We start from the raw sequence: 15,006 nt of genomic DNA, 5'->3' as shown, positions 1-15,006 counted from the left end.
GATCGCCTCGGCGAGGCGGCTCAGCCACCAAGCGCCACGGCCAACCCAGTCGGCCAGCGTCTGACGCTCGATCTCGACACCCTCCCGCGCCAGGATGGCTGAGAGGCGATAGAGCGGCAGGCCGTCGAGATACTTCGAGACCAGCACATGGGCGAGCAGGCCGGGGCCGGGCCGCCCCTTCTCCACGGGCAGGTCGGGCGCCGGCGCCTGCAGCACCGCCTCGCAGGCCCGGCAGGCGTAACGGGGGCGGACGTGGCGGATGACCTTCAGCCGGGCCGGGATCTTCTCCAGCACCTCGGTGACGTCCTCGCCGAGCCTGGTCAGGCGCTTCGGGTCGGTGCAGCCGCAGCGGCAGGCGAATACCGGCTCATGCAGGATCGTCTCGCGCGGCAGATGCTCCGGCAGCGGCTTGCGGATGGCGGGACGGCGCGGCTGGCCCTTTGCCCTGGCCTCCGCCCTGGCGGCGGCCTGCGCGGCATCCTCCTCGGCATCGCCGATCAGCATCTCAAGCTGGCCGATCTCGGCGGCGAGCTTCTCCGACGAGTGGCCGTATTTGTCCCGCCGCAGCGCCGCGAGTTGGACCTTCAGCTTCTCGATCTCGAAGCCTGCGTTGCGGAGTTCGGCATCGCGTTCCGCCAGCACCGCGTCCCGCTCCGCCAGCAGGGCGCGGAGCGCGGCGATCTCGGCATCGGGCGTGTCGAAGGACGCGGTCTGCACATCGCGATTCTATGCAACGCTGGCCGCGCCGCAATCGCCGATCGACTACACCGTCGCCTGCGGCCGCGCGGTCCAGGCGGGCATGCGCCAGTCGATGCCCTCGACCAGCATCGACAACTGCGCCGCGGTCAGCGACACCGCGCCACTCGCCGTCTGCGGCCAGACGAAGCGGCCCTTCTCGAGCCGTCTGGCGATGAGGATCAGGCCCTGGCCATCCCAGACGAGGATCTTGAGCAGATCGCCGCGGCGGCCGCGAAAGCAGAACATCGCGCCGCTGTAGGGATCCTGTGCCAGCACCGTCTGCACCTGCGCAGCCAGGCCGTCGAAGCCCTTGCGCATATCCGTCACGCCACAGGCCAGGAACACCCGCGTGCCGGGCGGCGGGCCCAGCATCAGCGCCCACCCATCTCGGCCAGCACCAGGCGCAGCGTCGCCGCGTCCGCGCCGCCGGAGATGCGGATGCTGGCACCCGAGGGCAGCGTGATCTCGATGATGCCGGGCGCGGCGCTGCTGGTCGGCGTCTCAGCCAGCATGGGGGGCGGCAGTCGCGGCGCCTCCGGCACCACCTCCACCGGCACGAACCCCGCCATCGCGGTGGCCAGCATCTGCTTGCGCCAGGTGTAGAGCTGGCCCGTGCTGACGCCATGCCGATCCGCCACCGCCTGGACGATCACCCCAGGCTCCAGCGTCTCCCGCACAATCCGCAGCCGCTCCTCCGTCGACCAGTTCCGCCGCCGCACCTCCCGCACCCGAACCTCGACGCCGCGCCCCGCGCGACCTCCGGAACCGCTCCTACGACCGTCGTAAGAGGGGCCAATGAGTGGTGCCGTCGTCGCGTCGTCCGTCATGGCGACCACTTCGGCTAACCAACCCCTTCAGCTCAAGGCCGGGTTCGGCTAACGCTTACCGCCGAAGTGCTCGGCACTGGCCTGCTGCAGCTCGCCGAGCAGCGCGTCAAACTCGACCTTCCTCGCCATGAAGGCATCAAGGCTGCGCTGCTGATTGGCTTCCTGCTTCGTCATCGCCGCCTCCGTCTCGCTCGCCGCGTGACGGACACCTCGCTCTATGTCGCTGCAAAGCCAAGCGAAGTGTGCGACTGGAAGATGGCTTTTTCGCTCGGCACCCGATCAAGCCATGAGATCGGCTTCGACGGGCAGATCGAGCTCGAGGCGCTGCGGATCTTTGGGCTGCCGGAGGCGGCACCGGCCGTACTGAATGGCACGCCGCTGCTGACGGGGCCGCTGTTTGGCTCCGGGCGGCGGGAGTTCGCGGTGGAGGTGTCCTGGGATCTGCCGAGCCTGGCGCCAGGGGCGACATCGCTGCTCGATGTCACGGTGAACGGGGCACGGGCGGGCGACCTGGCAACGGCATCTCTGGTGTCGTCGACGCGGTTCATCGAACTCGATGCGGCAGTGTGGTCGAACAACACGGTGCGGGTGATGGCGCGGAACATCTCCACGGCCACGTTCGATCTGGCCGCGGCGACGCTGTCGGTGGGGGCGGTGAAGCGGCGAGTGCCGTGATGCCAGGGCGTGCCTTCGCCTCCCTCACTACGCCGCACGGCCAGGCACGGCGATCCGCTGCAACACCTCCGCGGTGGCGCGTGAGGCGGCATCCATCGCGCCCGCCAGGTAGCCGGGATCGGTCGTGCTGGTCTCGCTCCCTGCGAGTGACAGGCGATCCCACCGGGCGCCGTCCACCGACGGCCCGCGCTGCGGCACGGGGTGGGCACCGCCGCGCCGGTCGTCCGCGGTCGCGGTGCAGACCTCGGCAGTCCAGTCCATCAGCAGCGTCGCCGCGGGGCGTCCGGCCTCGTCTCCGAACAGCCGCACGAGTTGATCAAGGCAGGCGCGGGTCAGCAGCGCCGTTCCCGCAGTCTGGCGCCGATCTGCGTCGATGCCGAGAAAGCCGAACAGCGCCGCCACGCACGAAGCGGTTGTCGCGACTTGGATCTCGCCCATTGGGCCGACTGCGCTCTGCGCCATGCCCGACAGGCCAGCCGAGCGCCAGAAGGGGCGGCCATAAACAGCGCCGAACTTCGCGTGCGGCGCCATCCAGGTCGGCGTGTCGCGCCATGCGACGCTTATCGTCTGGCAAAGCTCGGCGCATCACACTTCCAATGCCATACTAGAATGCGCGTCAGGAACGCACCGAGCACCGTGGTAACGACCAAGCCGGTCAGGAGACTTTCCTGTTGATTGGCGCTGATCCACGTGAGGCCAAGAGAGAGAAACAGGCCCCAGATCAGGCAAACCTCAGCGTAGAAGGACCGGCGCATCGCCGGCACCAAGGGATCGGACCGCACCACGTCACGGAGGATGCTGCCGCCTGCACCTGACAGCGCCGCCATGATGGGCCCCCAGAGCCAGAGTGGCTCGACCGAGAACATCACCGCCACCATCACTCCGGAAACCGTGCTAGCCGCAATCCCGATCGCGTCCGTAACCTCCAGCGCGGCCAAAGGCCGGAAGCGTCCGCGCAGCAAGATGTAGAAGTTGACCACGTCGAACAGCCACAGCCAGCGACCGCGAGCGAAATCGAGCACCTTGAGGAATGAGAAGCTCACCAGCACGACCCCTAGCACGGTCAGTATCGTCTCGGGCGCTTCGACAACAGAGAGCGGCTGTCGGTCGGCGATCATGTCGCACATCACGCCACCGCCGAGCGCAGGTAGGCCGGCAAGAACTGCGCCGCCGAATAGCGACCAGCCGTGAGCGCGCGCGATGATAACGCCCGAAAAGGAGAATGCCATCAGGCCAATTAAATCTAGCCAGCTGAACCAGGTCGCGCTCGCCAGCGCAGATCGCATCAGCGCGCGGCGCAATTCCGCTTGCTGCCATTGCGCAGCCTGCTGCCGCTGCGCCGCGATCGTCGTATCGATCCGCGCGAGGCTTTCCGCATCAATCGAGCCTGGGGCGAAGCCGATCACGACGGGAGACACCGAAATCGGCTCAGTAACCGCATGGAACCTATGGTTCCTCTCGACCGCGAGCATCTCGAATGCGGCTATAGATTCGACAATCGCTAGCTCAACGACACCCGCTTGCAACGCCGCGATCACCGCCGTGTCTGATGGCAGGACCACGGTGCCGGATGCATTCGAGAGCCTTGTGGCCATGGGCGATGCACGCGCGACTGCGATGCGCATGCCGTCGGCCCGGGCCGCGGTCAGGGCTACGGTAGGATTACGATGGATGCTGTACCCACGAGGAATGATGAGGATGTCGCGCCGCTCGCCGTAGGGAATGCTGCGCATAGGCAGGTTATCCGTTGCGCCCGGCACTGGCAGAGCGAACGCAATGCGGCCCTCTCGCAGAGCCTGCAGCGGATCAGACAGCGTGACACCGCCAAGGGTGAGGCCGAGCCCGCTCTTTTCAGCCACGACGTGCAGCAAGCGGAGATCCCAAGGCAATCGTTCCGAGCTGCGCGCCGCTGTGGCGCCATGCAGGCCCGGTGCCTGCTGGAGATATGCGCCCATTTGCTCCGCCACGGCAGGCTCGGTGAGCAGCAGCAGCGCGGCTCCGATCGCCGCCGAAGCCTGCTGCAGCGCGCGGACCGTGCGACCGAGCCTCGGAGTCCAAGATTGCTGGGTGGGCGCCATGTCCTCGCCAGCACAGCACAGTCGTGCGGAGAGCGCCGCAAAGGCCACCGAAAGGATAAGGTTCTGCAGCATGTTAGAGACTTCCCGTCGTTGCCTGCGTCGATAACAATTTAATGAAATCTTCAACGAAAAATGAGTTGTTATTTGTTTATTATTGAATATTTTCTATTTCTTTTTATTCTACAATCCAGTGTCGGGCCCGCTCGATTAGCAGGCTACTGAAAAGCTACCAGCGGTAGGCGGTGAAGGCTGATTCGTCGCCGCGATGGAAGCGGATCTCGCCGGTGAGGGTGGCGGCCCGTAGCCGTCCTTTGGTCGGAAGCTCTTGGTGCCGGCCCAGGCTTCCAGGAGCGTGCCATCGACCGAGAAGTGCTCGGTTGAGAGCAACGTCCGGACCTTCGGCTACGCCAGCACACTGGCCAGGAAGCGGGAGGCGACCTCGCCCGCCAGCAACCGGTCGCGGTTATTGGTGAAGGTCGTGGCGTCCCAGACCGGATCGTCCACGCCGAGGCTGACAAACCAGCGAAACAGCAGGTCGAAGTCGATCCGCTCGACCAGCTGTCGCTCCGAGCGGATCGAGAAAAACGCTTGCAGCAGCAGGGCGCGCAGCAGGCGTTCGGGCGGAATGGAATCCCGCCCCGTCGGCGGGTCGAGCGTGTCGAACTCCCCCGACATCTCGCTCAGTGCCGCGTTGACGATGCCGCGGATCGCACGCAGCGGATGGTCCGGGCCAACCCGGCGCTCCAGGTCCAAATAGCTAAACAGCGATCCCCTGACCTCGTCCTTGCCCCGCATCGCCGCCCCCGAAGCCCAGCCGCAGCAGCGAATCACCTCCAAAGCCGAGCAGCCAGCTCGCATTTCCGCAGCCTGCTAATGCTCGATTCGATTCAGCAGCGTCTGGTACGGCTCCGACGTCAGTCCAGTGCCGTCGCGGAAAGGTTGTGCAACGAGGAAGACGAAGGCTAGCAGCGCGCCTCCGCCGGCGGCCTGCAGCGCCAGCATGCCAACGATGTGTCGGCGGGGGGGATAGAACGCCCCAGTCAGCACCAGCAGGGCGAAGAGCAGCGCGATCAGCAGCCAGAACTCGAACGGCAGTCCACTGCGCGCAGCGTGCAGGCGGCGTTCCCGCGCAGCTTCCACCTCCTCTGTCTCCTGGAGGATATCGGTGGCCATCACCTCCGGTAGCGCACCTGCCGCAAGGTAGGCCGCTTCCTCGATCGCAAGGGCCAGACGACTTGTCTCCGCCTCTGCGCCCTGCGCCGCCATGTTCGGGAATTCCCGGTCGATGATGGCGTGGACATAGGCGATGATGCCCGACCGCAACTCGCTACCTGGCACGCCCATGCGATGGCTGATCCGCGCCAGGGTAGAGATGGCGGCCACTTCGGTCGAGATCGCGCGCCGAGCGTCATCACTCTGGGAACGCGCCTGCACCGCGCAGAAAGCTAGGCTAAGGGTCAGCGCCGCCATCACCGCGCCGGTCGCGCGCATCGCGACGTCAAGATGCTCCTTTGTCTGCGGCGGTCTGACGAGGGGAGCCAGCAGAACGCACCCGAGTGCAGCAGTCAGCGCTGTGCTCGCCATAAAGACGACATAGACGCCGAGGCTTGGCATAGCCTGCAACTCCGCCAGGATGGCGTTCATGGAAGCGCCCGTGATGTAACCCGTGGCATCGGCGATCAGCCTGCCGCCATGCGGTTGAGCCAGCCGCATCGGCGCAGGATGCCATCCGGGCGTGGTGCGAGGCTATCCGCCTCCAGCAGCGCTGCGACGCGGCGTGATGCCTCTTCCTTCGGCATCGGCCGCATCGTCCGCAACAGCGTGGCAGCCTGTTCGGCGCTGCGACGGGAGACGCGCCCCTGCCCATCGGCCTCACTGCGCAGGAAGGCCGCGACATCGCGCTCGGCTGTGGTGGACATGCCGCGGCGCCGCGCCTCCGCCGCGACAGTTAGGCGAGCCTCCGCCGCATCCAGGCCGAAGCGCGTAACACCCTCGGCCATGAGGTCCCGCTGCGCCGCCTCGGTCGGCGCTGAAGGCGCGCCGCGCAGGCGAACCAGGTCGGCGAAGGCGCGCTTAGGATCGACGGTGGGCGGCGCCATCGTTTGTGCAACAAGACTGGGCGGAGCGCACACCGCGCAGGACAGGATGTTCGCGCTTCCGTCCAGCTCCATCAGCCTGGTCTCGACGGTCATGTCGGGATGCCGCGCGCGCACCGCGCTGGCGGCGCGTTGCAGCACGGCCTGGTGCTGGCTCAGCTCATCTACCGGATTGTCGCTGAGCCGCCGCCCGGCCCACAGATGCATCGCGCCGCAATCGCGGTGGTTGACGAAGACCACCTTCCGGACGCCGTGCAACTGGCGAGACGCCGCGAGGTTCTGCCACAGGACTTCGCCCCATGTCGGTTTGCGGTCGTCCACCGCTGCAAGCGCGGCCCCGGCGATCCGCATCTCGCTGTACCGGTCGGTGCGGCCCAGGGAGGCCATCAGGAAAGTAACGTCGTCGGTTAGGCGTGGGTCAATGCAGCTGACGACGAACGCATCCGCCTTGCCAGGCGGCGTGGTGTCGGCCTGCGGCATCGTCAGGGTGAGCGTCACTTCTGGACTTCCTCCGTATGGACAATGCCGCCGAGACGGTGATGGAGGTGTGGGTAGGACAGCCCGGCAGTGAAGACGGCAGCGACGGCGATGAGCCCCCAGACGCTAAGCACAGTCAGGTCGAAGCGGGTTGGGCCGAGGAAGCGCGACGCCGCCATGGTGGCGGCAAGCCAGAAGATGATGACCAGCACGACGCCCGCGCGACCGAGCACGCTTCGCGTGGTCTGCCACAGTATGGCGAGGATCGCGTAGAGCAGCGCCCCGACTGCTATCTTGAGCCAGATCCAGTCGAAACCACTGAAGACCCAGTGGAGATAAGATCGGCCGGAGGGGTTGTAGACGCCAAAGACGGCAGCGAGGCTCAGCAACCCGCGCGCCACTACTGCCTTCCCGTCGAAGTGCCGCGCATTCATCGCTGCGCATTCCGCAGCGGCGTGAGCGCTTCCGCGCGATCTCGCGCCAGCGCCGCCAGACGCTGTGCTGCCACGTTCGCAGCCACGCGCCGTTCCAGCATTGCGCGCCAGCTGACCAGAGCAGGGGGCAGCGCACCATCCAGTCCTTGCAGGACACGGTGCGCCTCGGCCAGGTCACCGCGCGCCAGCGCTACGCCGATGGTATCCATCGCAGCCAGCACTGGTGAGCCATTGCTGCCGAGCGCCACGCCGATCCGCATCGCCGCTGCAGCGCGGCGTGCGAGCCAGCCGACGTCAGCGCCAAATCCCATCTCCATCAGCACTGCGGCATCGGCCACGGCAGGGAAGGTTTCGAGGAGATGGCTCTGGTTCGGTGCACCTTCTCGCGCCGCATCGCCCAGTGGTGCCAGCAGCGCCAGCACCTCCGCATCACCGGCGGCCAGCAGGTTGGCGATGGCGAAGGGACGCTGGAACGGTTGCGAGCGTGGCAAGTGGGGCAAGAGCAGTTCGACGCCAATGAGGGACGCAGGGACATCGGTGGGTATCGAGACGAGGATCGGCGGAACGGCAGTCGCATTCCTATTCAGACTAACCGCAAGCGCGACGCAGGAGGTGATGCAGGCTGCGACCGAGAGACCGAGCGGTAGCCATCTCGCGCGCGTACGCTGCGCCGGTGGGACCAGCGGCTCGACCGGGACTTGGGCTGTGTCGGGAGCGAGTTCGGAGGTAGGTCCAGCGCCGGCACCGGAGATCGAGTTGGGGATTGTCACGGGCAGCCCCCTGCACCGGGTACCAAGGCCAGCATCCGCGCTGCCAGGGCGGACGCCGCCGCAGCGGTACCGGCCTCTGCCATGCGAAGCTCGGCTCGGGTGATGGCTTCGAGAGCCTGGGCCTCGAATGCTACGCGATTCATGCTGGCATCGACGCGATTGAATACCCAGTCGATCGCCCAGGAGGCGCTGACACCTCCAGCGATGCCGATCGCGGTGCCTGGCGTACCGCCGAGAGCAAAGCCGAAGGCTCCGCCAGCGGTGACTATGGAGCCAACCTCGCCGATCCGCATCACCACAGCGCCAAGCCGTGCAGCCATCGGGCGAATGGAGCGCATGAATACAGTGGCACTGTCGGCGCCTTCCTGCGCGACCAATGACAGTGGATCAGCAGTTGTGGAGGCCAGGATCGTCGGCGTCAGTTGTGCGGCTGCGGCACGAAAGTCGACCAGGATGGTGGAAGGCGTACCACCTGAGCCCGTTGCAACGGATGGTCCAGGCAAGGCTGAGAGCACCGCTGAAGCGCCGTCCAATCTGCGGCGCCATGCGCCGTCCAGCACATGACCCACATGCCCCAAGTCCGCCTCAAAACCGCCACCCTCCAACGAGGGCGCGAGGACGCGGCTGCGGAACTCCTCCCGCACCGGGGCCGCCATCTCGTCGGCGATAGTGGATAGCCGCGGCCATTCTCCTCGCCCTGCGAGGGACTGCGCGGCACCAATCGCACCGTGGGACAGAACTCGATAGGAAGTGACATAGCTCTGCACCCAGCCATAGGCCCAGTCACCGAAGGCTGGCACCCGTTCCCGCGCGGCGGCCATTCGCATTGCCGCTGCGTCGGCCAACAGCCGCCTAGCGAAGGCGTGCAGTTCGTGCGCATCGGCGCCGAGTACCGCGGCCGTGGCGGTGAGTGTGCCATCGGCGGCCTCGCGGAGCGTGCAGCGCCCATCCGATGTTATGACAGCGAGCACTTCAGCCCTCGCAGTCGGCGCTCCCGCGGCCCCAAGAATGGCGCAGAACATCGGCACGGACAGACGGGCGGGCATCAGGATACGTCCATTAGCGCGAAGAAGGCCCGCGGCGTCAGCAGCGCCGGATCACCGACGAAGGGAAATGCCAGTTTGAGGGAAACGAGCAGCACCAGCCCCACGATGACTGAGATGACCGCCCCCATCGTGTAGTGCATGGCCGCGTTCCCTCCACCGAAGAACCATTGGAAGGCGATGACCGCCACCGAGACGGTGAGGACCAGAAGCCAGATCAGCCCCGCCAGCGATCGCGACACGACTGAGAGGCGGGCAATGCGCGCTTCCGCGACACTGCCAAGCCAGTCACCGAGTTTCTGCCCCAGCGCCTGCTGCCCCGTCGTCCGGCCATCGACATCGAGAAAGGCGCGCGTGAGGCGCTGGAAGGTGATGTCCGAAGCAGCCGCGGGAGCACCTGCCTGCATGGCCGGCCAGTCGCCGGAAACGACACTGGAGGCATAGGCGCGCAACGCACCCCTCATCTCCGCCCGCTGGTCGGCGAACTCCGGCCCGACGAAGCTGTCGACCGACAAGGCGAGCATGTAGAGGCCGCTCGCCTCCTTCTGCAGCGTGTCGCGGGCGGTCTGGTAGATGTCCCAAGACCCTACGAGCGTCAGCGCCGCGACTACGGCGTATATCTCCACGATGAAGCCATACTTCACAGCGCCGACCGCGGCATTGGCGGCGAATTCTGCGGGTGTGAACAGCGCGTGCAGGAGCCGGCCTAAGCCCAGTGCCAGGAGAACCGGGACAGCGAGCGTGATGACGAACCCAAGCCATGCCGGCATGCCGGCAACACCGTGGGGCGACAGGTATTCCATTGGTGGCGCTCCGTCAGGCTGGCCCTGGTTGCGCCAACCCGCTGCTCGGCCGAAATCCGTCAGTCCTGCGGCTCAACATGCTCGGTCCAGTACCAGTTACCCAGCACTGCGCCGGCAACGGCGCCGACTACCGCCGCAACGGCACCGCCATTGATCATCACGGTACCGGCGACCACGCCGGCGAACATGCCGGTGGTCAGCGCGGCAGCATGACCCGCACTGATGCGCGGCACGGCCGGCAGCGTGATTGTAACCCCTGACCCCACGTCATACCGCGTGGGTGCGGCGGTCTGCGCGCCGGCAGGAACCGCCAGACCGAGCATGGCGAGCAGTAGGAGGATACGCATCATCAAGAAAACTCCTGGATGGTCTGGGCATGTTCAATGCCGTGGCGGGAGACGACGTCACGCTTCGATCATGCGGTACCAGCGACGCGAGCGGATGAGTCGTCCCGTCGCCTTCGGCTGAAGGTCGAGTTCTTCCATCATCCGCTTCACGCGGCGCTGTGCATCGGCACCGCTGATGCCGCCGGAGGCGCGCGCCTTGTAGAAGGCTACAGCGCGGTCGAAATCGTCCCGCGCCACGCGGTTGCGACGATCGGCAAGCGTCTTCAACAACTGCCTGGCAGAGACGCCGATCTCGCCTTCGAGGGCAATCGATCCGTTGTCAGTCGCGGACCGCAGCATGCCTACCGCCTCATCCAGAGTAAGGCCGTAGCGCACCACGCCATCCTCCAGGATCTTCCGCTCCTGATCGCTGTCGATAAAGCGACGACCCTGGGTCTGCAGTTTGACAAGTTCCGCGAAGCGGGACCGACCATTCATCTCGGTGGCTGTCATTTCATTTTGCCTTTCCTGGTATGGCCGGCGCCGTGCCGGCCGCTGACCAGTCAGTAGTCGATCGAGGCAGGCCGAAGTGGCGCTCCCTGAGGCACGTTGAATTCGAAACCCTGGCCCTGGGGCCGCGGCGCGATCGTCTGGACGCGCTGGTTCAGCCTCTCGATCGCCCGCATAATGCGGCTCGCCTCGACGCCCAGCGGCGCATCGGTCGGCGTCATCACCAACTTCACCTTGGGCAGCGGGAACAAGTCCACCTCCACCTTGTCCACGGTGAAGCCGCCGATCTCCGACGCATCGACGATGCCCCGGACGATCGTGCGCTGGATGGCGGCAAGCGGCCCCGGATACTGCCGTGCGTGCCGAATCAGCATGCGATCCAAGTGGTCGCGGTCACCTTCGGTCAGTTCGCGCGCATGGCCGAAAGTGAGGCTCAGGCTGGGCACGATGCTGACCGCCGTCTCGATCTCCTTGAGCTTGTAGCCGGCCACGCCCATCAGCCAGGTGAAGTCCTCGCGTGCCTGTTGCCTCAGCGCTGCGTTGTTGCTGCGGACGAAGTCGCCGCTGCCCAGCTGGAAGTCGAACATGCCGACGACACCCGACCACAGGCGTGCCGCGCGATCACTGAAACTGTTGTCGGGTTGCAGATCCTGCAGCGGCGAAGCGATGGCCGCGGGGCCGGCTGGCGCCGCGACCTGGGCGCCAGCCGAAGCCGGCAGCGCGAGGAGGGCTGCAAAGGCAATGGCCTTGGCATTCATGGTCTGGGGTTCCGTCGGTTTGGTCGGGTCAGCGGGACATAAGGATAGAGTTCAGTGCAATGCGGCGCTGTGCGGCACGATCCGCGGGCGGAAGGGGGACGAGACCGGCCTGCGCCAGATAGCCGCTGGGACCTGCCGCATGTTCGCTGGTGACCTCGTTGAGGAACTCGCGGATGCCGCGCACCACGCCGACGCCATTCTGGCTGCGCGAATGCTGATTCTTCCCATAAACATAGAACGGCCTCGCCTGATCGTATTGGTCGGCGGCGATGCTGGCGGCCGTCGGCGTCGAGCCATCGAGGGTCAGGGCGACGAAGTTGCCACCGCTGGCGATCAACTGATCATAGGACATCGCAGCGAGGGTACCGGGAGGGGCCGCCATCAGAGCAGCCGGAACTTCAGCGGCCGGCACGGTGCGCAGGACGCCGTCGGTGCGGTTCGTCAGACACTTCGTTAAGCGATATGCCGCTTCGAAGATCAGGCGTATGTCCGGTACCGAGCGACAGCCTGCCTCCATGACGAGATCGTCGAACAGCACATGCGTGCCGGATTCGTGCGATGGCTGGATGAAGCTGATGGGCATGCGCGGCAGCGTTGGCGCGATATCGGACCAGAGCCTGTGACGGTTCGGCACGAATTCGTGGTTCACAGGCTGTTCTGCAGCCAGCGCCGACCAGATCTGGCGCGACGTCAGCGCAGGTGTCGGGTCGCCGCGCCGGGCGGCGATGACGATGGCACCGTAGCCAATCTTCAGTTCGATGATGTCGGTCACGCCCTGGGCGGTGCAGCTCTCGATGATCGATCGCGGCATTCGGCGCGTGGTGATGGCGATGTCCGGCGTCTGTGGCCCAATCCCCGCACAGAACAGCTCCATCGCGCGTGTCGAACCGACTGGCTGCAACACCGGCGGGACAACGCCTCCGTAGCGATCCTTGAAACTGTCGGACAGCAGCCGTGACAAGGTCGCGGAGGAGCCAGAACTGACGACCACGAGGCGGTCGCGCAGCGTCATGCCGCCCTGCGCCGCGGCCGGGCCGGAGCCAAGCGCGATGACGCCGCAGAGAAGAGCGACAAGATCAAGGCGCATTGGAGTCTCCCGAATTCGTTACGGTCTTGACCTTCACGACGAGCGCGCTGCGGGAGAGAGAAGGCGGAGCAGCGTTTCCTGCACCGCCTGCTCTACGGCGAGCCGCGCCCGCGCCTGCGCGAGCCAGCCGCTCAGCAGGGGTTGCATCCCCGCATCCAACGAGGCGGCGTCGGACACAGCCGCCGCCAGGTTGCCACGACGTAGTTGCTGGGCGACGCCGGCGATGGCCTGTTCCTGATCCGTCGGCGCAGGCGGCGCCGTCAGCCCGACCGATGCCAGGCCGCCGCGGACCGCGGCAACGGTGCTGCCGAGGGCGGTCTCGCCGCGCGGGGCACGTGCGATGAGTTGCGGCATCAGGACCGCGAACCGTTCGCGTAGTTCGGCCTCCGATGGCACGCCGCGCGCGGCATGGCTCAGCAGAACCTCCGCCGCCGGCTGGGACAGCGCGCCGGGCGGTGCCAGGTCCACCATTGCCTGGTACTCGCGCAGCCAGGGACGCGGGGTGGTGATGCTTGCCTGGAGCAGGAGTGCCGCCGCCATGAAGCGTTCGGTCGGACGTTCCTGTGCCGCCGCCAGCCGCTCCACCCGTTCAGCCATAGCGGCGATGCGGCCGGACGCGGCCTCCGCTGCAGTCGATCGAAGTCCGACATTCTGAACCGCCGCGTCTAGTGCTGCCAGCCGAGCCTCCAGCCCTTCGAGACGAGCAACAAGGGCGTGCATGGCCGGGGCCGAGCCGAACCCTGTCTGAGCGGCATCAGCGGCCACGGCAGACGTCGGGGACCGCGCCATGCCGGCGATGGCCATAGTCAGCAGCGTAGCAGCGCCGACGGCACCAAGGGTGGCGAACGCCACCTTCCTGAAACCCCGCCCCGCCCAACCCCTCGCCCGCTTCGCCTCAACCGGCGGATCAGCACTCGGTGGGAGCGAAGCGCCGCGCGGCCGCGCGGAACGCGTCGACTGCGGTGCGACAGCGTCGCGCCGTTTCGCGACCGCGTGTGGCCGCCGGCCAGCACGGTTACTCGTGTTTTTCGATGAACTGTGGCGCTTCATGACCGGAGCGAAAGCAAGAATGGCAACGCCGGGGGCGCTGGAACCAGCTTGACGGCGCGGCCTGCCGAGGATGCTTGCGATCGCGATGCCAACATTGCCCCCTCCAAACATCGGCGTGCGCGTTCACCCGCGATGGCGCAGTTCAATGTTAGCGCCAACCACCGCGACCAATAATGGAATTTGTGCACTTAATAGTACAAATAAATCGAAACAAGATCTCTGTATTGCAGTCTCATCAACAAATACGCGCGAATTTGGTTGGTTCGCCTCGCGGGTAAGGAATTTGATCGACAAAAAACGACATGTCGGCCGCTCGGTCACCCCTCCGGGCGTGGCTTAGTGACCGTTTGAGAATGGCTTGGCCCGACGCGGCCGGGGGTGATTCAAGCTCGGGATGTGGACCCGAGAGACCCGAGGCCGGATGGCCGAGCTTGGCCGTAAGACGAAGCGCTACCCCTCTGACCTGACGGACGAGGAATGGGCGCGGATCGAGCCGCTGCTGCCAAAGCCGTCGCGGCGCGGCAGAAAGCCGGACGTGGATCTGCGCGAGGTGCTGAACGCGATGCGCTACATGGCACGCAGCGCGGGCGGCTGGCGGATGCTGCCGGTGCATTTCGGCCCGTGGCAGACGGTCTACTGGTGGTTCCGCCGGTTTGCCCGGCGCCTGCTGTTCCGCACCATCCACGACGTGGCGCTCATGCTGGACCGCGAGGCGGCGGGCCGCGAGGCCAGCCCGACTGGTGGCGTGATCGACAGCCAGACGGTGAAGGCGCCATACGCGGAGGTGCGCGGCTACGACGGCGGGAAGAAGATTGTCGGACGCAAGCGGCACGTCGCCGTGGACACGGACGGGCGGCTGCTGATGATAAATCTCACTCCCGCCGACGTGTCGGACAGCGCGGGTGCGCAGGCGATCCTCGATGCCATCCGCAAGCGCTGGCCTTGGCTGAAGCACCTGGTTGCCGACGCGGGCTACGACCGCACCAAGCTCATGGACAAGGCCGCGTTCCTCGACTTCGTGGTCGAGATCGTCCGCCGCTCCGACAAATCGGTGGGCTTCGAAGTCGTCCCGCGACGCTGGGTCGTGGAACGCACATTCGGCTGGATGATCCGCTGGCGCCGCTTGGTACGTGACTACGAGAAGCGCCTCGACGTTTCCGAGGCCATGATCCACGTCGCAATGGGCGCGCTGCTGCTCCGCCGCGTCGCCCACCGGTAATTCTCAAACGGGCTCTGAGTTGTTCAGTCCCCGGGAGTAGTGGTGCATCTTTGACCCGCGAGGGGGAGGATGCGCTGTGGCAGCAGGTCTTCATGGCTTAGCCAGAACGACGCCG

Annotated in this window: 19 protein-coding genes and 1 pseudogene; 2 read left to right on the top strand and 18 right to left on the bottom strand. The window is 66.4% G+C overall.

What is annotated here, in order from left to right; translation table 11 throughout:
* From BM041_RS29420 to BM041_RS32015, 4 genes are all read right to left on the bottom strand, one after another.
* Positions 1–717: IS66 family transposase (locus tag BM041_RS29420; RefSeq protein ID WP_139226244.1), on the bottom strand; the 717-nt coding region annotated here is incomplete at its 3' end.
* 45 nt (positions 718–762) lie between these two features.
* Positions 763–1,110, bottom strand: a complete 348-nt coding sequence (gene tnpB, locus BM041_RS29415; protein ID WP_092963615.1) for an IS66 family insertion sequence element accessory protein TnpB — start codon at positions 1,108–1,110, stop codon at positions 763–765.
* A complete protein-coding gene (tnpA, locus tag BM041_RS29410; RefSeq protein ID WP_092963613.1) occupies positions 1,110–1,565 on the bottom strand; it encodes an IS66-like element accessory protein TnpA in 456 nt (151 codons plus the stop codon). The genes tnpB and tnpA overlap by 1 nt, the downstream gene beginning before the upstream one ends.
* Positions 1,566–1,613: 48 nt before the next feature.
* Entirely contained in the window at positions 1,614–1,739 is a 126-nt protein-coding gene (locus BM041_RS32015; protein WP_281244729.1) for a hypothetical protein, read from the bottom strand.
* 24 nt (positions 1,740–1,763) lie between these two features.
* Between BM041_RS32015 and BM041_RS29405 the strand changes: the two genes are divergently transcribed.
* Positions 1,764–2,240 carry a hypothetical protein gene (locus BM041_RS29405; RefSeq protein WP_217648895.1) on the top strand — a complete coding sequence of 159 codons (477 nt, stop codon included), beginning with the start codon at positions 1,764–1,766 and terminating at the stop codon, positions 2,238–2,240.
* 27 nt (positions 2,241–2,267) lie between these two features.
* Here BM041_RS29405 and BM041_RS29400 read toward each other — a convergent pair whose 3' ends face one another.
* The 14 genes and pseudogenes from BM041_RS29400 to BM041_RS29335 form a co-directional block, all read right to left on the bottom strand.
* A complete protein-coding gene (locus tag BM041_RS29400) occupies positions 2,268–2,771 on the bottom strand; it encodes an FAD-dependent oxidoreductase (RefSeq protein ID WP_092963610.1) in 504 nt (167 codons plus the stop codon).
* Positions 2,772–2,800: 29 nt separating this feature from the next.
* Positions 2,801–4,390 (bottom strand): TRIC cation channel family protein, encoded by a 1,590-nt coding sequence (locus BM041_RS29395; RefSeq protein WP_092963607.1) that lies wholly within the window; start codon positions 4,388–4,390, stop codon positions 2,801–2,803.
* Positions 4,391–4,603: 213 nt separating this feature from the next.
* Positions 4,604–5,113: pseudogene (locus BM041_RS29390) on the bottom strand (transposase); the annotation flags it as partial.
* Positions 5,114–5,188: 75 nt separating this feature from the next.
* A complete protein-coding gene (locus tag BM041_RS29385) occupies positions 5,189–6,031 on the bottom strand; it encodes a bestrophin-like domain (RefSeq protein WP_092963605.1) in 843 nt (280 codons plus the stop codon).
* Positions 5,998–6,912 carry a hypothetical protein gene (locus tag BM041_RS29380; RefSeq protein ID WP_092963603.1) on the bottom strand — a complete coding sequence of 305 codons (915 nt, stop codon included), beginning with the start codon at positions 6,910–6,912 and terminating at the stop codon, positions 5,998–6,000. The genes BM041_RS29385 and BM041_RS29380 overlap by 34 nt, the downstream gene beginning before the upstream one ends.
* On the bottom strand, positions 6,909–7,325 hold the full coding sequence (locus tag BM041_RS29375) for a DUF6524 family protein (RefSeq protein ID WP_092963601.1): 417 nt from the start codon (positions 7,323–7,325) through the stop codon (positions 6,909–6,911). The genes BM041_RS29380 and BM041_RS29375 overlap by 4 nt, the downstream gene beginning before the upstream one ends.
* Positions 7,322–7,816, bottom strand: coding sequence for a hypothetical protein (locus tag BM041_RS30895; RefSeq protein ID WP_092963599.1), 495 nt, complete (start codon positions 7,814–7,816; stop codon positions 7,322–7,324). Before BM041_RS30895 ends, BM041_RS29375 begins: the two co-directional genes overlap by 4 nt.
* Before the next feature lie 275 nt (positions 7,817–8,091).
* Positions 8,092–9,141 (bottom strand): hypothetical protein, encoded by a 1,050-nt coding sequence (locus tag BM041_RS30330; protein ID WP_139226241.1) that lies wholly within the window; start codon positions 9,139–9,141, stop codon positions 8,092–8,094.
* Positions 9,141–9,941, bottom strand: coding sequence for a bestrophin-like domain (locus BM041_RS29360; protein ID WP_092963595.1), 801 nt, complete (start codon positions 9,939–9,941; stop codon positions 9,141–9,143). Before BM041_RS29360 ends, BM041_RS30330 begins: the two co-directional genes overlap by 1 nt.
* A gap of 59 nt (positions 9,942–10,000) precedes the next feature.
* Entirely contained in the window at positions 10,001–10,291 is a 291-nt protein-coding gene (locus BM041_RS29355) for a hypothetical protein (protein WP_092963593.1), read from the bottom strand.
* Between the two features lie 54 nt (positions 10,292–10,345).
* Positions 10,346–10,780 (bottom strand): hypothetical protein, encoded by a 435-nt coding sequence (locus BM041_RS29350; RefSeq protein WP_092963591.1) that lies wholly within the window; start codon positions 10,778–10,780, stop codon positions 10,346–10,348.
* Between the two features lie 50 nt (positions 10,781–10,830).
* Complete coding sequence (locus tag BM041_RS29345) at positions 10,831–11,535, bottom strand: hypothetical protein (RefSeq protein ID WP_092963589.1); 705 nt, start codon at positions 11,533–11,535, stop codon at positions 10,831–10,833.
* 28 nt (positions 11,536–11,563) lie between these two features.
* Positions 11,564–12,622: a PstS family phosphate ABC transporter substrate-binding protein gene (locus BM041_RS29340; RefSeq protein WP_092963587.1), complete on the bottom strand. Its 1,059-nt coding sequence runs from the start codon at positions 12,620–12,622 to the stop codon at positions 11,564–11,566.
* A gap of 33 nt (positions 12,623–12,655) precedes the next feature.
* Complete coding sequence (locus BM041_RS29335; RefSeq protein WP_139226240.1) at positions 12,656–13,474, bottom strand: MICOS complex subunit MIC60; 819 nt, start codon at positions 13,472–13,474, stop codon at positions 12,656–12,658.
* A gap of 592 nt (positions 13,475–14,066) precedes the next feature.
* Between BM041_RS29335 and BM041_RS29330 the strand changes: the two genes are divergently transcribed.
* Entirely contained in the window at positions 14,067–14,891 is an 825-nt protein-coding gene (locus BM041_RS29330) for an IS5 family transposase (RefSeq protein WP_092963583.1), read from the top strand.
* Positions 14,892–15,006: the final 115 nt, after the last annotated feature.

Source organism: Falsiroseomonas stagni DSM 19981, assembly GCF_900114315.1.
Lineage (GTDB): Bacteria > Pseudomonadota > Alphaproteobacteria > Acetobacterales > Acetobacteraceae > Falsiroseomonas > Falsiroseomonas stagni.
The sequence above is the reverse complement of the archived record's forward strand: the minus strand, read 5'-3'. Positions and strand labels throughout refer to the sequence as shown.